Origin of the sequence: Aeromonas sp. (genome assembly GCF_051657805.1) — a bacterium.
Lineage (GTDB): Bacteria > Pseudomonadota > Gammaproteobacteria > Enterobacterales > Aeromonadaceae > Aeromonas.
This window is the reverse complement of the sequence record NZ_JBOFLJ010000021.1, coordinates 36621-49716: the sequence shown is the minus strand read 5'-3', so window position 1 is coordinate 49716 and position 13096 is coordinate 36621. Positions and strand designations below refer to the sequence as shown.

The 13096-nt window shown below is 52.4% G+C and carries 17 protein-coding genes and 3 pseudogenes; 13 read left to right on the top strand and 7 right to left on the bottom strand.

Annotated elements, in window-relative coordinates; translation table 11 throughout:
- Positions 1-12: 12 nt before the first annotated feature.
- Complete coding sequence (locus ACRCYW_RS07550; RefSeq protein ID WP_438549509.1) at positions 13-699, bottom strand: LrgB family protein; 687 nt, start codon at positions 697-699, stop codon at positions 13-15.
- On the bottom strand, positions 696-1055 hold the full coding sequence (locus ACRCYW_RS07545; protein WP_438549508.1) for a CidA/LrgA family protein: 360 nt from the start codon (positions 1053-1055) through the stop codon (positions 696-698). The genes ACRCYW_RS07550 and ACRCYW_RS07545 overlap by 4 nt, the downstream gene beginning before the upstream one ends.
- 130 nt (positions 1056-1185) lie before the next feature.
- Between ACRCYW_RS07545 and ACRCYW_RS07540 the strand changes: the two genes are divergently transcribed.
- The gene (locus tag ACRCYW_RS07540) at positions 1186-2901 is read left to right on the top strand and encodes a glycoside hydrolase family 36 protein (RefSeq protein ID WP_438549507.1); all 1716 of its coding nucleotides are present in this window, start codon (positions 1186-1188) and stop codon (positions 2899-2901) included.
- A 71-nt stretch (positions 2902-2972) separates the two neighbouring features.
- Here ACRCYW_RS07540 and ACRCYW_RS07535 read toward each other — a convergent pair whose 3' ends face one another.
- Together ACRCYW_RS07535 and sbcB are read right to left on the bottom strand one after the other, a co-directional pair.
- A complete protein-coding gene (locus ACRCYW_RS07535) occupies positions 2973-3479 on the bottom strand; it encodes a hypothetical protein (RefSeq protein WP_438549506.1) in 507 nt (168 codons plus the stop codon).
- A 147-nt stretch (positions 3480-3626) separates the two neighbouring features.
- Positions 3627-5042 (bottom strand): exodeoxyribonuclease I, encoded by a 1416-nt coding sequence (gene sbcB, locus ACRCYW_RS07530; RefSeq protein WP_438549505.1) that lies wholly within the window; start codon positions 5040-5042, stop codon positions 3627-3629.
- A 196-nt stretch (positions 5043-5238) separates the two neighbouring features.
- On the opposite strand from sbcB, the pseudogene ACRCYW_RS07525 reads away from it, so the two are divergent.
- Positions 5239-5367 (top strand): annotated as a pseudogene (locus ACRCYW_RS07525) (Arm DNA-binding domain-containing protein); the annotation flags it as partial.
- Between the two features lie 132 nt (positions 5368-5499).
- A complete protein-coding gene (locus ACRCYW_RS07520; protein WP_438549504.1) occupies positions 5500-6306 on the top strand; it encodes a tyrosine-type recombinase/integrase in 807 nt (268 codons plus the stop codon).
- Between the two features lie 515 nt (positions 6307-6821).
- Here the strand turns inward: ACRCYW_RS07520 and ACRCYW_RS07515 are convergent.
- Positions 6822-6950 (bottom strand): annotated as a pseudogene (locus tag ACRCYW_RS07515) (IS5/IS1182 family transposase); the annotation flags it as partial.
- A 110-nt stretch (positions 6951-7060) separates the two neighbouring features.
- Between ACRCYW_RS07515 and ACRCYW_RS07510 the strand changes: the two are divergent.
- The 4 genes from ACRCYW_RS07510 to ACRCYW_RS07495 are packed head-to-tail and all read left to right on the top strand — an operon-like array spanning position 7061 to position 7913.
- Positions 7061-7366, top strand: a complete 306-nt coding sequence (locus ACRCYW_RS07510) for an ankyrin repeat domain-containing protein (RefSeq protein ID WP_438549753.1) — start codon at positions 7061-7063, stop codon at positions 7364-7366.
- Positions 7367-7397: 31 nt separating this feature from the next.
- Complete coding sequence (locus ACRCYW_RS07505) at positions 7398-7625, top strand: hypothetical protein (protein ID WP_438549770.1); 228 nt, start codon at positions 7398-7400, stop codon at positions 7623-7625.
- Positions 7592-7714 (top strand): hypothetical protein, encoded by a 123-nt coding sequence (locus tag ACRCYW_RS07500; RefSeq protein ID WP_438549503.1) that lies wholly within the window; start codon positions 7592-7594, stop codon positions 7712-7714. The genes ACRCYW_RS07505 and ACRCYW_RS07500 overlap by 34 nt, the downstream gene beginning before the upstream one ends.
- Positions 7668-7913 carry a superoxide dismutase family protein gene (locus tag ACRCYW_RS07495; protein WP_438549502.1) on the top strand — a complete coding sequence of 82 codons (246 nt, stop codon included), beginning with the start codon at positions 7668-7670 and terminating at the stop codon, positions 7911-7913. The genes ACRCYW_RS07500 and ACRCYW_RS07495 overlap by 47 nt, the downstream gene beginning before the upstream one ends.
- Here the strand turns inward: ACRCYW_RS07495 and ACRCYW_RS07490 are convergent.
- The gene (locus tag ACRCYW_RS07490) at positions 7903-8049 is read right to left on the bottom strand and encodes a hypothetical protein (RefSeq protein ID WP_438549501.1); all 147 of its coding nucleotides are present in this window, start codon (positions 8047-8049) and stop codon (positions 7903-7905) included. The genes ACRCYW_RS07495 and ACRCYW_RS07490 overlap by 11 nt on opposite strands.
- A 322-nt stretch (positions 8050-8371) precedes the next feature.
- Here ACRCYW_RS07490 and ACRCYW_RS07485 point away from each other — a divergent pair, with 322 nt between their 5' ends.
- On the top strand, positions 8372-8620 hold the full coding sequence (locus tag ACRCYW_RS07485) for a DUF3883 domain-containing protein (RefSeq protein ID WP_438549500.1): 249 nt from the start codon (positions 8372-8374) through the stop codon (positions 8618-8620).
- Between the two features lie 15 nt (positions 8621-8635).
- Here ACRCYW_RS07485 and ACRCYW_RS07480 read toward each other — a convergent pair whose 3' ends face one another.
- Complete coding sequence (locus ACRCYW_RS07480; protein WP_438549499.1) at positions 8636-8869, bottom strand: hypothetical protein; 234 nt, start codon at positions 8867-8869, stop codon at positions 8636-8638.
- A gap of 762 nt (positions 8870-9631) precedes the next feature.
- Here ACRCYW_RS07480 and ACRCYW_RS07475 point away from each other — a divergent pair.
- From ACRCYW_RS07475 to ACRCYW_RS07455, 5 genes and pseudogenes are all read left to right on the top strand, one after another.
- A complete protein-coding gene (locus tag ACRCYW_RS07475; protein ID WP_438549498.1) occupies positions 9632-10174 on the top strand; it encodes a tetratricopeptide repeat protein in 543 nt (180 codons plus the stop codon).
- Positions 10175-10684 (top strand): hypothetical protein, encoded by a 510-nt coding sequence (locus tag ACRCYW_RS07470; protein WP_438549497.1) that lies wholly within the window; start codon positions 10175-10177, stop codon positions 10682-10684.
- A gap of 113 nt (positions 10685-10797) precedes the next feature.
- Positions 10798-11208 (top strand): annotated as a pseudogene (locus ACRCYW_RS07465) (H-NS family histone-like protein).
- A 120-nt stretch (positions 11209-11328) separates the two neighbouring features.
- On the top strand, positions 11329-11604 hold the full coding sequence (locus ACRCYW_RS07460) for a DUF6402 family protein (protein WP_438549496.1): 276 nt from the start codon (positions 11329-11331) through the stop codon (positions 11602-11604).
- Complete coding sequence (locus tag ACRCYW_RS07455) at positions 11601-12029, top strand: DUF6201 family protein (RefSeq protein ID WP_438549495.1); 429 nt, start codon at positions 11601-11603, stop codon at positions 12027-12029. The genes ACRCYW_RS07460 and ACRCYW_RS07455 overlap by 4 nt, the downstream gene beginning before the upstream one ends.
- The last annotated feature ends 1067 nt before the right edge of the window (positions 12030-13096 follow it).

The window sequence follows — 13096 nt, the reverse complement described above, 5'->3', positions numbered from 1 at the left end:
GTTGGAGCGGGGTCAGGTCAACCAGTGGTAGATCGCAAACAGCAGGGGGGCGACGGCGGCGGTGAGCACCCCGCACACCACCATGGCGAGCGACGAGAAGGCCCCCTGAGTCACCCCCTTCTCGGCGGAGGTGGCGGTGCCGATGGCGTGGGCGCAGGCTCCCATGGCGAGCCCCTGGGCCTCGGGATCGGTGACCCGCATCAGTTTGAGTAGAGGGTAGCCGATGAGCGCCCCCAGGATCCCGACGACCACCACCACGGCGGCGGCGATGGCGGGAATGCCGCCCAGCGACTGACTGACGCTCATGGCAAGTGGCGTGGTGATGGACTTGGTGGCCAGGGAGGCCAGGAGCGCCGGATCCGCCCCCATGGCGTGGCCGATCACCAGCGTCGTGCAGACCGAGATCAGCACGGACGCCAAGGTGCAGACGAGGATGGGCTTGAGCCTGGCCTGGATCTGGCGCGCCTGCTGGTAGAGGGGCAGCGCCAGCGCCACCACGGCGGGTTCGAGCAGAGCCGTAATGGGAAAGGTGCCGTGCTGGTACTGATCCAGCGGCAGATTGAAGGCGAGCAGAATGGCGATGATGACGGCGGTCGGGATCAGCACTGGGTTGATGATGGGCCAGGGCAGGCGGCGATAGAGGGTCCGGGTGGCGAAATAGAGTGCCAGCGTCAGGGGTATGGCAAACCAGAACATCATTGCTTGTTCATCCTCTGATAGAGATGGCCGACGGTGGCGAGGATCAGCACGATGCCGAGCACCACGCACAGCATGATGAGGCCGAAGGATTGGCGCAGGGGCTCGAGCCAGGCCACCAGGCCGACCGCCACCGGCACGAACAGCACCCCCATGTGGCGCAGTAGCAGGCCGGCGCCCTGCTCGACCCAGTGCAGCTTGATGAGCTGCAGGGAGAGCAGTACGAACAGCAGCAGCATGCCGATGATGCTGCCGGGGAAGGCGAAGGGCAGCAGGGCCGCCAGGGCTTTGCCGGCCAGCAGGCAGGCGATGATGACCATGAAATCACGAAGGTAGAGCAAGGCGCGTTGAAGCAGCACGGGGGCCTCATCTTGGCAACTGTGAGCGAGGTCGCAGTTTAACAGAACGCAGGGGGCGCAGGACAGGGTCAACTGACCCATAGGGGATACAATGGCGCCAGAGTCATTCTATCCATAAGAAGGAGATCCCATGTCGACCCCCTCGCTCTTGTCCCAATTGCGCCAGCTATCCGCCAAGCCTGCCCCCGATACCCAACTGCTGCAGACCCCCGCCTGGGACGGTCCCCTGTGCCGGGTGCGTCTGGACAACACCAGCGCCGCCCCCCAGACGGTACACGACTGGCTGCTGTTTGACGGCGATCTCGGTATCGATCCCGGGGCGGCCATCTACGGAGAGGGGTTCCAGATGCTGGCCCAGACCATGGGCAGCTGGCGCTCCCCCGAGCCGGTCGGGCGCTGCCCGGATGCGAGCGTCTATCGCATCACGGCGGATCAGGGCTATCACACGGTTCACAACCTGCTGCTGGTGGAGCAAAACTCGGGCTGGCTGCTGCTGGCGTTCGCGAGTTGCCGGCGCTTTGGCGGCGAGTTTCGGCTCTACCCGAGCGGCCGTCTGCAGATCCTGATGAACGGCGAGGGGCGGACACTGGCCCCCGGCCAGCACTGGCAGAGCGAAGCCCTGCTCTGCCTGGAGGGACCGGACAGGGAGGCGCTGTTGGCGACCCTTGCGACTCATATCGAGGCCGAGCACGGCAGCCTGATCGACAGCGTGTCGACCCGCCCCAGCGGCTGGTGCTCCTGGTATCACTACTACGCGGAGGTGAGCGCGGACGACATTCGCGAGAACCTGGCGATGCGGGCCGCGCGCTTCCCGACCCTGAACTACGTGCAGATAGATGACGGCTACCAGGCCAGGATGGGGGACTGGCTGACGCCCTCTGCCAAATTCGAGCAGGGGGTGGCGGCGCTTGCCCGCGAAATTCGCGATGCGGGCTGCGAGCCGGCGCTCTGGGTCGCCCCCTTTATCGCAGAGCCCGGCTCCCAAGTGTTTCAGGATCACCCCGACTGGTTCGTGAAGGGGGATGACGGCTTGCCGCTCCCCTCCGAGCGGGTCACCTACGGCGGTTGGCGCTGTACCCCCTGGTACGTGCTGGATGGCACCCACCCCGAGGTGCAAACCCATCTCGAGCGGGTGTTCCGTACCCTGCGTCAGCAGTGGGGCATCCACTACTTCAAGCTGGATGCGAACTTCTGGGGCGCCATCCACGGCGGCCACTTCCACGACGCTTCCGCGACCCGGGTCGAGGCCTATCGCCGCGGCATGGCAGCCGTGCTGCGCGGCGCCGGGGAGGGGGCCTTCCTGCTCGGCTGCAACGCCCCCCTCTGGCCGAGCCTGGGCCTGGTGCACGGCATGCGGGTGAGTGATGACGTGGAGCGCCATGGCCCGCGTTTTCGCCAGATAGCGAGGGAGGCCTTCTGCCGCGCCTGGCAGAACGACCGACTGTGGGCGCTGGATCCGGACTGCGTCTGCCTGCGGGACCTGCCGAACCAGGGGGCCGGCGAGGCGGATTACCAGTTCCACCTGGCGGCCCTGGTGGCGAGTGGCGGCATGGTGCTGGCGGGGGACAGGTTGCAGGATCTGGACGAGGTGCAGGCGGGGCAGCTTCGCAAGCTGCTAGCCCTGTGCGAGGCGCGTACCCCGGCGGCCCACTTCGATGACATGCGTTTCACCCGTGGCCATGTGACCCTGCCCGGTGGCGGTGAGCTGCTCTGCCTGTTCAACTGGGACGAGGGTGAAAGGGAGGTTGAGGTACCGACAGGGGGTCAGGATTTCTGGAGCGAGCAGCCTCTGGGGCAGCAAGTTGTGCTGCAAGCCGGGCAGGGTATGGTGATCCAGTATCGCTGACCCTGCGTCAGGTAGATAAAAAGGCTCCCTCGGGAGCCTTTTTCTGTGTGTTTGGTAGGCCTTCATGCCTTCTAGAAGTGCCACTCCATGCCGATGGCATAGTTGGAGGAGCCGTAACCCGGGATCTCGTTGCTGGAGACCAACGCCTTGAGGGTCAGACGCTTGCTCAAGGGGACGCCGAGCCCCATGCCGATGGCCACTTCGTCGGTCTGATCCCCCATCATGTCGACCCGCAGGGTGCGATAGAGGGAGAGATCCTCGCTCATCTGGGCGTAGATCTGGGACGACTTGTTGTAGAGCTGGCCGAACACCTCCATCTGGAAACCGTTCTGCGGCGTGATGGCGAGGGGGATACCGGCGAAGCGGTAGAGATCCGAGTGATTGAAGTAGCTGTTGGTGATCTGGGGGGTGAAGTCGGTCTGCTGGTAGAGGGTGCTGAAGTTGCTCTCGATGAGCCGATAGGTCTGCTCAGGCAGACGCAGCAGATAGTCCGGCACCTCGAAGCGCACGCCAGCCATGGCGGCCGATGGCAACAGGCTGCAGGCGACAAGCACGGCGGCTGATAATCCCAAATGCATCAAGCGAGCGATCCCCAAGAGTCGATAGCACGGCATCCTACCGATCCACATACAAATAATCAAATTGTCAGGAGACCAGGCTCCCTTGCTCATTATGTCGCGAGCCAAGGGAGCGTACAGGGATTTAACTGTGAAATCACTCACATATCAGAGATCTTCGAGGTAGCGATAGAGGCTCTTGAGGATGGCAAAGTTCCGTTCGTTCCCCTGGTTCTGCTCGGCCAGATCTTCCAGGCGGGAGACATAGTCCGGCAAGCGGCTGCTGAAATAGTCGCTGCAGTGCAGGCGCCAGCGCTTTTGTTCGGCTTCGCTCAGGGTATGCGGCCAGTTGCGGGCACGGTAGCGGAACAGCATCTCGGGCAAGCGTGAGTCACTGAAGGCAAATTCCCGCTCTCCCAGCAGATCCGCCGGGGTGGCGCGCACCAGATCCATGCTGGCCTTGTCGCCGTGGCCGAAGAAGCCGGCATAGAGCTGGGTATCGGGATCGCCATCGTTCTGGCCGGCGAACTCCTGATTGAACACCTCCACCAGTTTCTCCCGCACCTCGGGATGGGCCCGCAGCAGGTTGAGGCTCTTGCGGCACTGCTCCCGGTCGACACCGAGCTCATCGGCGCGCTCCGCCGTCAGGGTGGCGGCCGGCGCCAGCACCGGGCACTTGTTGATGTGCACCAGCTTCACCGGAATGCCCGCCAAGTCCCCCAGCTCATCCTTCTTGGTGTAGAGCCGCTCGCGGATCTCGTCGCTGCTGAGTTCGATGAGCGGGGTGGGGTCGCGGGTGAGATCCACCATGATCACGGCGTTCTGGTTGGTCGGGTGCCAGGCCAGTGGAGAGACCCAGCTCACGCACCCCTGCCAGGGGGAGAACATGCCGGAGACATGGGTCAAGGGCTTCATGGTTACTACGTCGATCAGCGCCTTCACCTTGTTTTTATTACGAAGATCAAACAGATAGCCAAACAGCTTCGGCTGGGCTTTTTTCACCAGCTTGGCCATCTCTATGGTGGCCAAAACGTCGGAGAGGGCATCGTGGGCATTGGCGTGGGCCACGCCGTTGGCCACCGTCAGCTTCTCCAGTCTAAAGCTCGGCTTCCCCTCCTCATCAAAGGCCCACTCTATCCCCTCCGGGCGCAGGGCGTAGCAGGCCCGCAGCATGTCGAGGATGTCCCAGCGGGAGTTGCCGTTTTGCCAGCTGTAGGCGTAGGGGTCGTAGAAGTTGCGATACAGGGTGTAGCGGGTCACCTCGTCATCGAAGCGAATGCTGTTATAGCCCAGCACGCAGGTATTGGGGGTCGCAAACTGCTCGTGGATCTGGCGGATGAAGTCCGCCTCGCACAATCCGTCCTTCATCGCTTTCTGCGGCGTGATACCTGTGATGAGGCAGGCCTCAGGCTCCGGCAGATAGTCCGCCGGCGGCTTGCAATAGATGACCAGTGGCTCGCCGATGAGGTTGAAATCCGCATCGGTGCGAATGCCGGCGAACTGGGCAGGCCTGTCTTTCGCCGGGCTGATCCCGAAGGTCTCGTAGTCGTGGAAATAGAAGGTAGGATTTGTCTGCTGGTTCATTTCGTGGTTCTGAATGGTGTTTATATGCTTGAAAAACAAGTCATTATACGGAGTGTTATCTCAGATTGTCTCACTTTGTCCGATCTTGATTCAGTCCGTTTCAGACCAGTTTGGTACATATCTGTGTACACGTTAGGACGCGTTAATGTGTCAGTGAAAAATCAGATGACCAGTCACAGGAGAGTCATATGCCACTATCTCATGGCAATATCGCTATCGCTGGCAAGGAAAAGCGGCGAGACTCAAAATTGGACGCTATCCCGACCTCAAACTCGCTGATGCCAGAGCGTTGATCCCTGCTATCCGTGGTGCACTTGAGCGTAATGAACATCCCAGAGTTTTCTGGGATAAGCTCCACCAGAAGCATGATGTCACACTTAAACAGTGCTGCGAGCATTTTCGTGAGCACCATCTGCCCAAACTACGGCCTCGTACGGTCATGCTCTATGAGCATACCATGCAGCGTTATTTTGAACCTCTGTTTATTGGTATTCCGGTGGAACAGATCCCGTTTTCGAGCTGGCTGGAGTGGTTTGATAAAATTGGCAAGAAACAGCCCAAGAATGCGGGTCATTTATTACGCAGACTGAAGTCGATTCTTAGTTTTTGTATTCGGCGTAATCTCATTGGCGGCTCCCCGGTGCTGCCATTACGCACCGAGGATGTTGGCTCTCAGCCAGAGAGAGGTACCCGCGTGCTGACTATGCGTGAACTCGCTCATATTTGGATTGCCTTTGAACAAAGTAGGGCCAGCCGCGGATTAAAATTGGCAGCCAAATTGGTGCTCCTGCTTGGCTGTCGCAGCGGCGAGGCATTGGGTGCGCAGTGGAGTGAGTTTAATCTGGAAGAGCAAATTTGGACTGTTCCCGCTGCTCGTGCCAAATGTGGTGCGCCAATACGTCGGCCTATTCCTAGTAGGGTGATGATGTTGCTGCAAGAAGTGGCCGCGAGCTCTCGGCTAAAGGGGGGGCCAGTATGTCGCTCTCCGGTGAACCCGAAGCTTTCATTGAGTAGCGCATCTCTCATCCAGCTTGCAGAGCGAGTGCGGGATAAACTGGAGTTTCCATATTGGCGTATGCATGACATGCGTCGGACGCTTAGTACTTGTCTATCTGAAGAGCGCGTTATGCCACAGGTAACTGAGAAAATGCTTGTATGGCTATTTACAATCTACATGGTTGGATTGATGAGCAACGTGAGGTATATGAGTTATGGGATAAAATTAATAGAGGCAGTAAAATTCCTTCAGGATCTTAAAATATAACTGAAGCATAAAATGGTGTGACTCATCATCTAAGATGAGTGCTTTTCACTTGATATCCAGCTATTTACTGCAGCGGTAGAATAAAAGCCTTTAGTGTGTGGTGGTGGAAACTTGTGTTTTTTAATTCATCTATATAATGTCGATCTGGATATGCCAAGTTGTTTTAATAATGTTTTGGTTTTCATTAGTGTTGGTTCATTGTTGCTCATATAGCCTCCTGTTTTTTGGGAGGTTAAACATCATTGCTACACATGTCAATTTACGCTTATTTTAGGTGATTGCTTTTATTATATATAAAAACAAACCGCTGCCTTCATACTGTGAAAATCAATTTAATAATTGTCTTGGTGTATTATAAAAGCAATAAAATGGCTATGGAACAATTTGGCTTATGGTTATGATATGTAAATTTCAATAAAAATTTGACGTGTTTTAGCTCTTGATGGTTGGGTATAGAGTGGCGTTGTTGCCCAAATCAGCCAGCAAGTCATGACTTCCCCAGCCCCAGGTGAAGGCTACACTCGGGGCTGTCTGACAGGTAGGCCCAGGGTGTCCAGTTTGTTTATTGCGCTGACATATGCCATGACTTCTCCCACTTGGCCATTGTAGTTGCGCAGACAGATTTTCCCAGTCAGCACCTGCTTGCAAGACTATTTCTTTGCAGCTGCTCGTAGCGGAGAGGTGAGTGTACTGAATGAATTTATTAACGCAGGCTTCCCGATTGATGAGCGTAACGTAGCAGAGCTACACGGCACTGATGGTTGCCGCTTATCAGGGGCAAACTGAGGCTGTCCGCTCCCTGCTTGAAGCCGATGCCTGTTTGCGTGACAAGCGGGGTCATACTGCTTTGATGGGTGCGGTAATCAAGGGTGAATGGCGCATTGCTAAAACCCTCTATGCTATCGACTGTGACATGGACAGCAATCGTCGACCCGATGAGCCTGTTACCGACAAAAGCACCATGACGGCAGCCCAGTTTGCCGAGCGTTTCGGGCAGGGCGAGCGGTTTCGCGCTCTGGCCACAGGTGCCGGGAAAGGCAATTTCACCGAGGGGAACTAACCCTCGATACAATAAATTAAGGAGAAGAAAGATGAATAACCGATTGAGTAAGGTGATGCTTGCAGCCGTACTGGTAACCAGCGTCAATGCCACCGCAGCTACAGTGACGATGAAGGATCTGGCCAGTGGGGCTGTCGTTGGGCATGTCGAGTTGAGTGAAAGTCCTTATGGCGCAGTCTTACTCCGGCGCTGTCCTCTTTGCCTGCCGGTCTGCATGGATTCCATGTGCACGCCAACGGGAGCTGCGACAGCAGTATGAAGGATGGGCAAAGCGTTGCGGGTGGCGCGGCCGGTGGTCACTATGACCCCCCAACAAACCGGGCGCCATGGTGCCCCCTGGCAGGATGATGCTCACAAGGGGGATTTACCACCTCTTTATGTCGATGATGCAGGTAAAGCTGTCCAGCCAGTGTTAGCACCACGACTCACCCTGGCGGAGCTGAGTGGTAAGGCCTTGATGGTCCATGCCGGCGGTGATAACCACTTCGATCATCCTGCCCCCCTTGGTGGCGGTGGTGCGAGAGTTGTATGCGGTATCATCCCATGAACATCACTTCGCGATGATAGGTGAGGTAAATGACTTGCTTGCGATCAAAGGGACCGACGTTCTTGGGCAGGCTAATGCCCCACTGTTGCAGAGCCCGCTCGATGCTGGGCTCTACACAGCAGGTCTCCGGCGTCATGAAGGTAATCCAGCCACGGTCGAACAGCTTGTCGCACCGTGATCAAATGAAGCTTGCCTAGTGGTATATTAGCGCAATATCGAGTCTAAGAGGGCTAAGTAGCTGTGGCAAAAGGACAAACCGCAAGGCAGAAAGACCTTGCGAGAGAACTTCGTGAGCTTACTGCAGAGCATGTGCTGCGGGCCGTAGGGATCTTGGTTTGGCTGGGGAACGCTTGGTTAGCGAATACGAGCAAAATAGGCTGCTGAAGACGGGGCATCCTGACCTGGCGGCCCGGGTTGAGCATATTGCGCTGAGCGACTCGACTGCAGGGTAGGACATCTTGTCGTTTGCAGAGAATGGTACAGAGAAATTCATTGAGGTTAAGATCACGGCGGGCCTAGCTTCAACGCCGTTCTACATCAGTGAGAATGAAGTGAATGTCTCCAGGCAGCTGAAAGAGCGGTTCTGGCTGTATCGAGTACATAGCTATTCTCGGGAAGAGAACAAGGGGGAATTTTATTCATATAGCGATGAGGTTGAGGAACACTACTCATTGTCTCCAATCCAGTACCGAGCAACGGTAAAGTAAAGGCCCTGCCGGGCCTTATTTTATGGAATGGAATTCATCTATTGCTTCTATTTCGTCTGTTTGAACAACATCCTGTTTGTGGTCTGCACTTTCTTGGGATAGAGGCTTTGCAGATATAAAGTAATAGCTTGGTTCGTTTGTAAAAATGGTCTTGGTATCATGCTCAAGTTGCAGCCATGCTAGGAATTTATCAATATTTTTGTTTTCATCCATGCCAATAAAAACATAGAATGTAATAACCCCCATCATTAGGACATGTTGCTAACATAATACTTATGTCAATCCTTGCTTGAGTTTCGAAGGGGACTAGCACAATGAGCACTGATAACGATGGGATAAACCAAGGTGTTTTAAGTAAGGATTCCTTTTCTTTCTCATTGTTGTCTATCATTCGCCACTGAATGATATTATTTATTTCAATCTCGCATAGTCGTTCACTTCTCAGAAAAAAGATATTTGAAGTGAAGATGTCTAATTGGGACATTATGGCGATTAACCATTAGGATTGAAGATTTTTTTAATGATTTTAATCATTGAAATATCAACAATCTTCTTGATCATAAGGATTGCTATAAATTTAGTGGTGAATGATGCAAGAGCAACATATTTATTAAATCAAAATAAAACATCAGGAAGGAATGTCGGGATGGTTGAGAATATAATATTAAAGAGACCTGTGACGACATAGGTACCTAACGCAAGATAGAAGCATTTCACTTTCCCATATTTCGTGAGGACTTCTTTCGCTCCGGTATTACTATATTTTTCTTGAATGTCACGTTGTAACTCAAAGATATCAAAATGATGCTGTTGCTCTGATTTCATAAGAAAAGTGATCATTGAATGGCATGACTCTATTGAGTCACTTTTGTTTGGTGATGTCAAGGAACTGATAGCAAAGCAAGGTCCGTTTCATTTCATGGCTCCCTATCTTGAAGGGCAATTAATTCTCGGAATATGACGGAGGTTTGTGGCACAATTGGAACTCAGTTTGCAGGGGGATGTACCAGGATGAAGAAGAGAATAGGGATAAGCCTTGGGGTTATATTGATGTCATGGGTGGGCATCTGCCAAGCAGATGATACCCTTGAAAGAGCTAGGCAATTGATAGCTGAAGGCAAGGAGAGGAACAATATTGTTCAACTGCGTGAGGCGGTTTCCTTGCTTCAAGCAGGGGTTAAAAGTGGTGAACCTGCATCTCAGCTTGAGCTCGGCAAGCTATATTCCGATGGGCGTTATGACACCCGAAATGGTCCGGAGGCCCTATCGCTGATCACTGCTGCAGCTGAGCATGGTAACGCTGAAGCCCAGTTACTACTCGGAAGGATGTATTCTGGCATACAAGAGGGGATCATTGAGGTAAAGGGCGATCGAGAAGCTGGGTTTGAGTGGTATCAGAAGTCTGCTGCGTTAGGCAACAGTGATGCCCAGTATTCTTTAGGACTCATTTACGCTAGTGAATATGAACCTATTCACGACAATAAAGTTTCGTTGAAGTGGTATACGAAGTCTGCAGAGCAAGGTAACGCATTATCCCAAGAGGTGTTGGGGTGAGTGTACCTGTATGGCGAACTGGATCAGAAACCCGATTTGGATAAAGCTGAAAAGTATTTAGAGCTTGCGGACTCTCATAGTACGCAGGACCTCGTAGGGCAATTCAATGCGTTACGCTGCTTAAGAGGCGCTGATGAAAATGGCGACTTAAAGGCATTGGGTGAACTATGCAGAAATGAGGGTGCTGATAGGGGAATCAAGTTGTGGATTGCTTTAAGATGTCAAGATGTAGATTTGGAAAGCACGCAGTCTATTGATGCGTGTTTTAACAAGCAGAAACCAAATGATCCGGAGACTAATTTTATGCATGCTTTTGTCTTTGCATTTGGTCACGGACGTCCAGTAGACTTAGCAGAGGCATATGCTTACTTTGCTATGGCGGAAGCTGTGCCTAGCAATGAGCTAGAGCTTATAACAAGCTATAAACAAGCAATAGAGAAAGCTATATCCCCAGCAAAGTTGTCAGAAGCTAAAAAAAGATTCAATGATATGTATAAACTGGCCATGTGAGTCTGTTTGATGGGGGCTGACGAGAGGTAAAACCTTTCATCGTGTCACATATTGACGTATGTGCTGATGTTCTAACCAATTGCTGAGTTCACTTCTGGATTTGGAAAAGAAAAATGAATGAATTTATCAAAGTGTTTTTGAATCAACGTAGTCTGCGTGCTGCTTTGGGTGAACTTAGCTTTGAGCAATTGACCGAAGCAAAGGAAAAGCTGGATATGCTTTTCAAGGAACGCGAGGAAGCTGAGCTAAAAGTCATGCAAGAGCAGGAAGAGCGCCAGGCTAAATTGGCCGAATTCCAAGCAATGCTGGAGCAAGCAGGTATTGATCCGAGTGAGCTGCTGGGCACTGGTTAAGGTACAGGTGCCAAGGAGACCGCTGCTAAGCGCACCCGGGCTCCTCGTCCTGCCAAGTACAAATACACCGAAGCTGGTGTAGAGAAAACCTGGACCGGCCAAGGCCGTATGCCCAAGGCAATTGCCCACGCGGTAGAGAGCGGTACCGCTCTTGAAAGCTATCTGATCTAAGCCGCTCGGAAGTTGAAAAGCCAAGGGGTGATCCTTGGCTTTTTTGTTTTGTGAGAAGCTGTTGGCGGAACTATCGAGATAGCATCGAGCAACTGATATATCAGTTTGTAGTGGGGCCATATGGATATATCGCTTCAAAAGCAATCAACCATGGAGCCATTGGGGATATGGAGTAAAAATCGTGTGTTAACTAAAACTGAAAGTGCTACCTACATATCATCATATGGTGCAGGTTTATATGGGATGTTAGCTCGAGAATGGAGCGGGTTTGTTCCTGTGTTTAATCGCGATTTCCGCAATTGGCAAGATAAACATAATTCGGGAGGAGATTTTATAGTGTTTTCAGATGTGCTTTGGTTATATCCTCTCCCAGATCAGAGGATTATATATTTATGAAGAAGCTGGCTATGTTTTTGGCAGTGATATTAGTGGCATATTGGTTGCTGCTAGCGCACGTATCATGGGACATCTTTGACAAGACTCCATCTGTTAGTGTGGTGTCAAAAGATGGCAAGTACAAAGTGTTCTTAAAAGCAGTATATCCAGTAAATCCAATTGGTATATATTGTCAGATCACTACGGAATCGCCAATATTTTTTGAATTGTATGATGCCAAGGGAGATTATGTAGGCCAATCATCCCCCTTTGTATGCTATGGGGAATGGCGAGATGTTCCATATCGATTCCCAGGGGAAGAGTTTACCTCCGATGTTGATAGCTTCGTTGTTTTTGATGATGAATATAATGGTGAGTTGAATATAAGCACCGAGCACAAAAAGTGGTGGAGCATGATCCTGTCTCCATTTCATTCAAGGGGATGAATTGCTAGTGGGCTCGGTGTATGAAAACTAAAATAAAGGATTTTTTGAGGGGGCTTTTGTGGCGCAGCCAGAGGTCACATCCTCCTCAGATACGGGACGTATTTAGAGGTTCTGGATTCACCAGAGCTCCAGACCAAGCATACAGTCGATACCCCAAACCATTGACAGCAGATCCAGAGACTGACGCTTACATCATTCGGTTTCTGGTATCAGAGGATGACAGAGACACCCTGATGCAATTGCTTGCTGGTTTACGCTATGAGGTCCTTCCTGAGTTACCGACTCAGGTCATGAGGCGCTCTGCGGATGACACCGGTCGAAAATTGATGTTGTTTCTACATCCTTCTTTCTCTGGAACGGTCGTCTCGATTGCAAGTGATGACCTAGATGTATTGGAGCTACTGCAAACAACAAAGCTATATCCGCCTCTTCCTAGAGACTCCTTCCCCTGGATAGATCCTGAAATAATGGGTGGTCTACAAGGGGACATCGAATACTGGTGGGATCAATTTTGGTTACCATTCTGGGAGTCATTGAGCCAAGACGAGCAATCGGCCTTAGACCTAGAACCTGAGTGGCGAGAGTTCATTGTTAGCCATCAATCAGTGTAGGTCATGGGCACATGAATGACGCTATAGTTCAAAGATGTAGAGAGCTGATGCATAGATTCAATACACCAAACTAAGGCGAGAAACATGTTCCATGGGAAAAACAATGTAATCCCTATAATGTTTGTAGGCGTAGCATCAGCGCTATCATTTCTCTTGGTAGAAGAAGTTGGGCGTCTTATTTACATGACGATTTTCACACCTACATCTGGAGGGCGTGAATTGTACTATGCGATTTGGCTGTTCAGTATGTACTTAGCACCGGTCGGTATAACGTTGAGCTGCATTTTAAAACTGAAATTAAAGTGGAATGCCCTTTTCTTAGCATGCTTTTCATGTTCAGTTTTTTATGTGTTTAGAGATAATCCACTGTGGGCGACTCTATTGCTTGTATCGTATCTGGCTGCCTTGTTTGTCGCCTTTGTTTTAAGGGGGGCTATAAGCAAAATCTCCATCTTT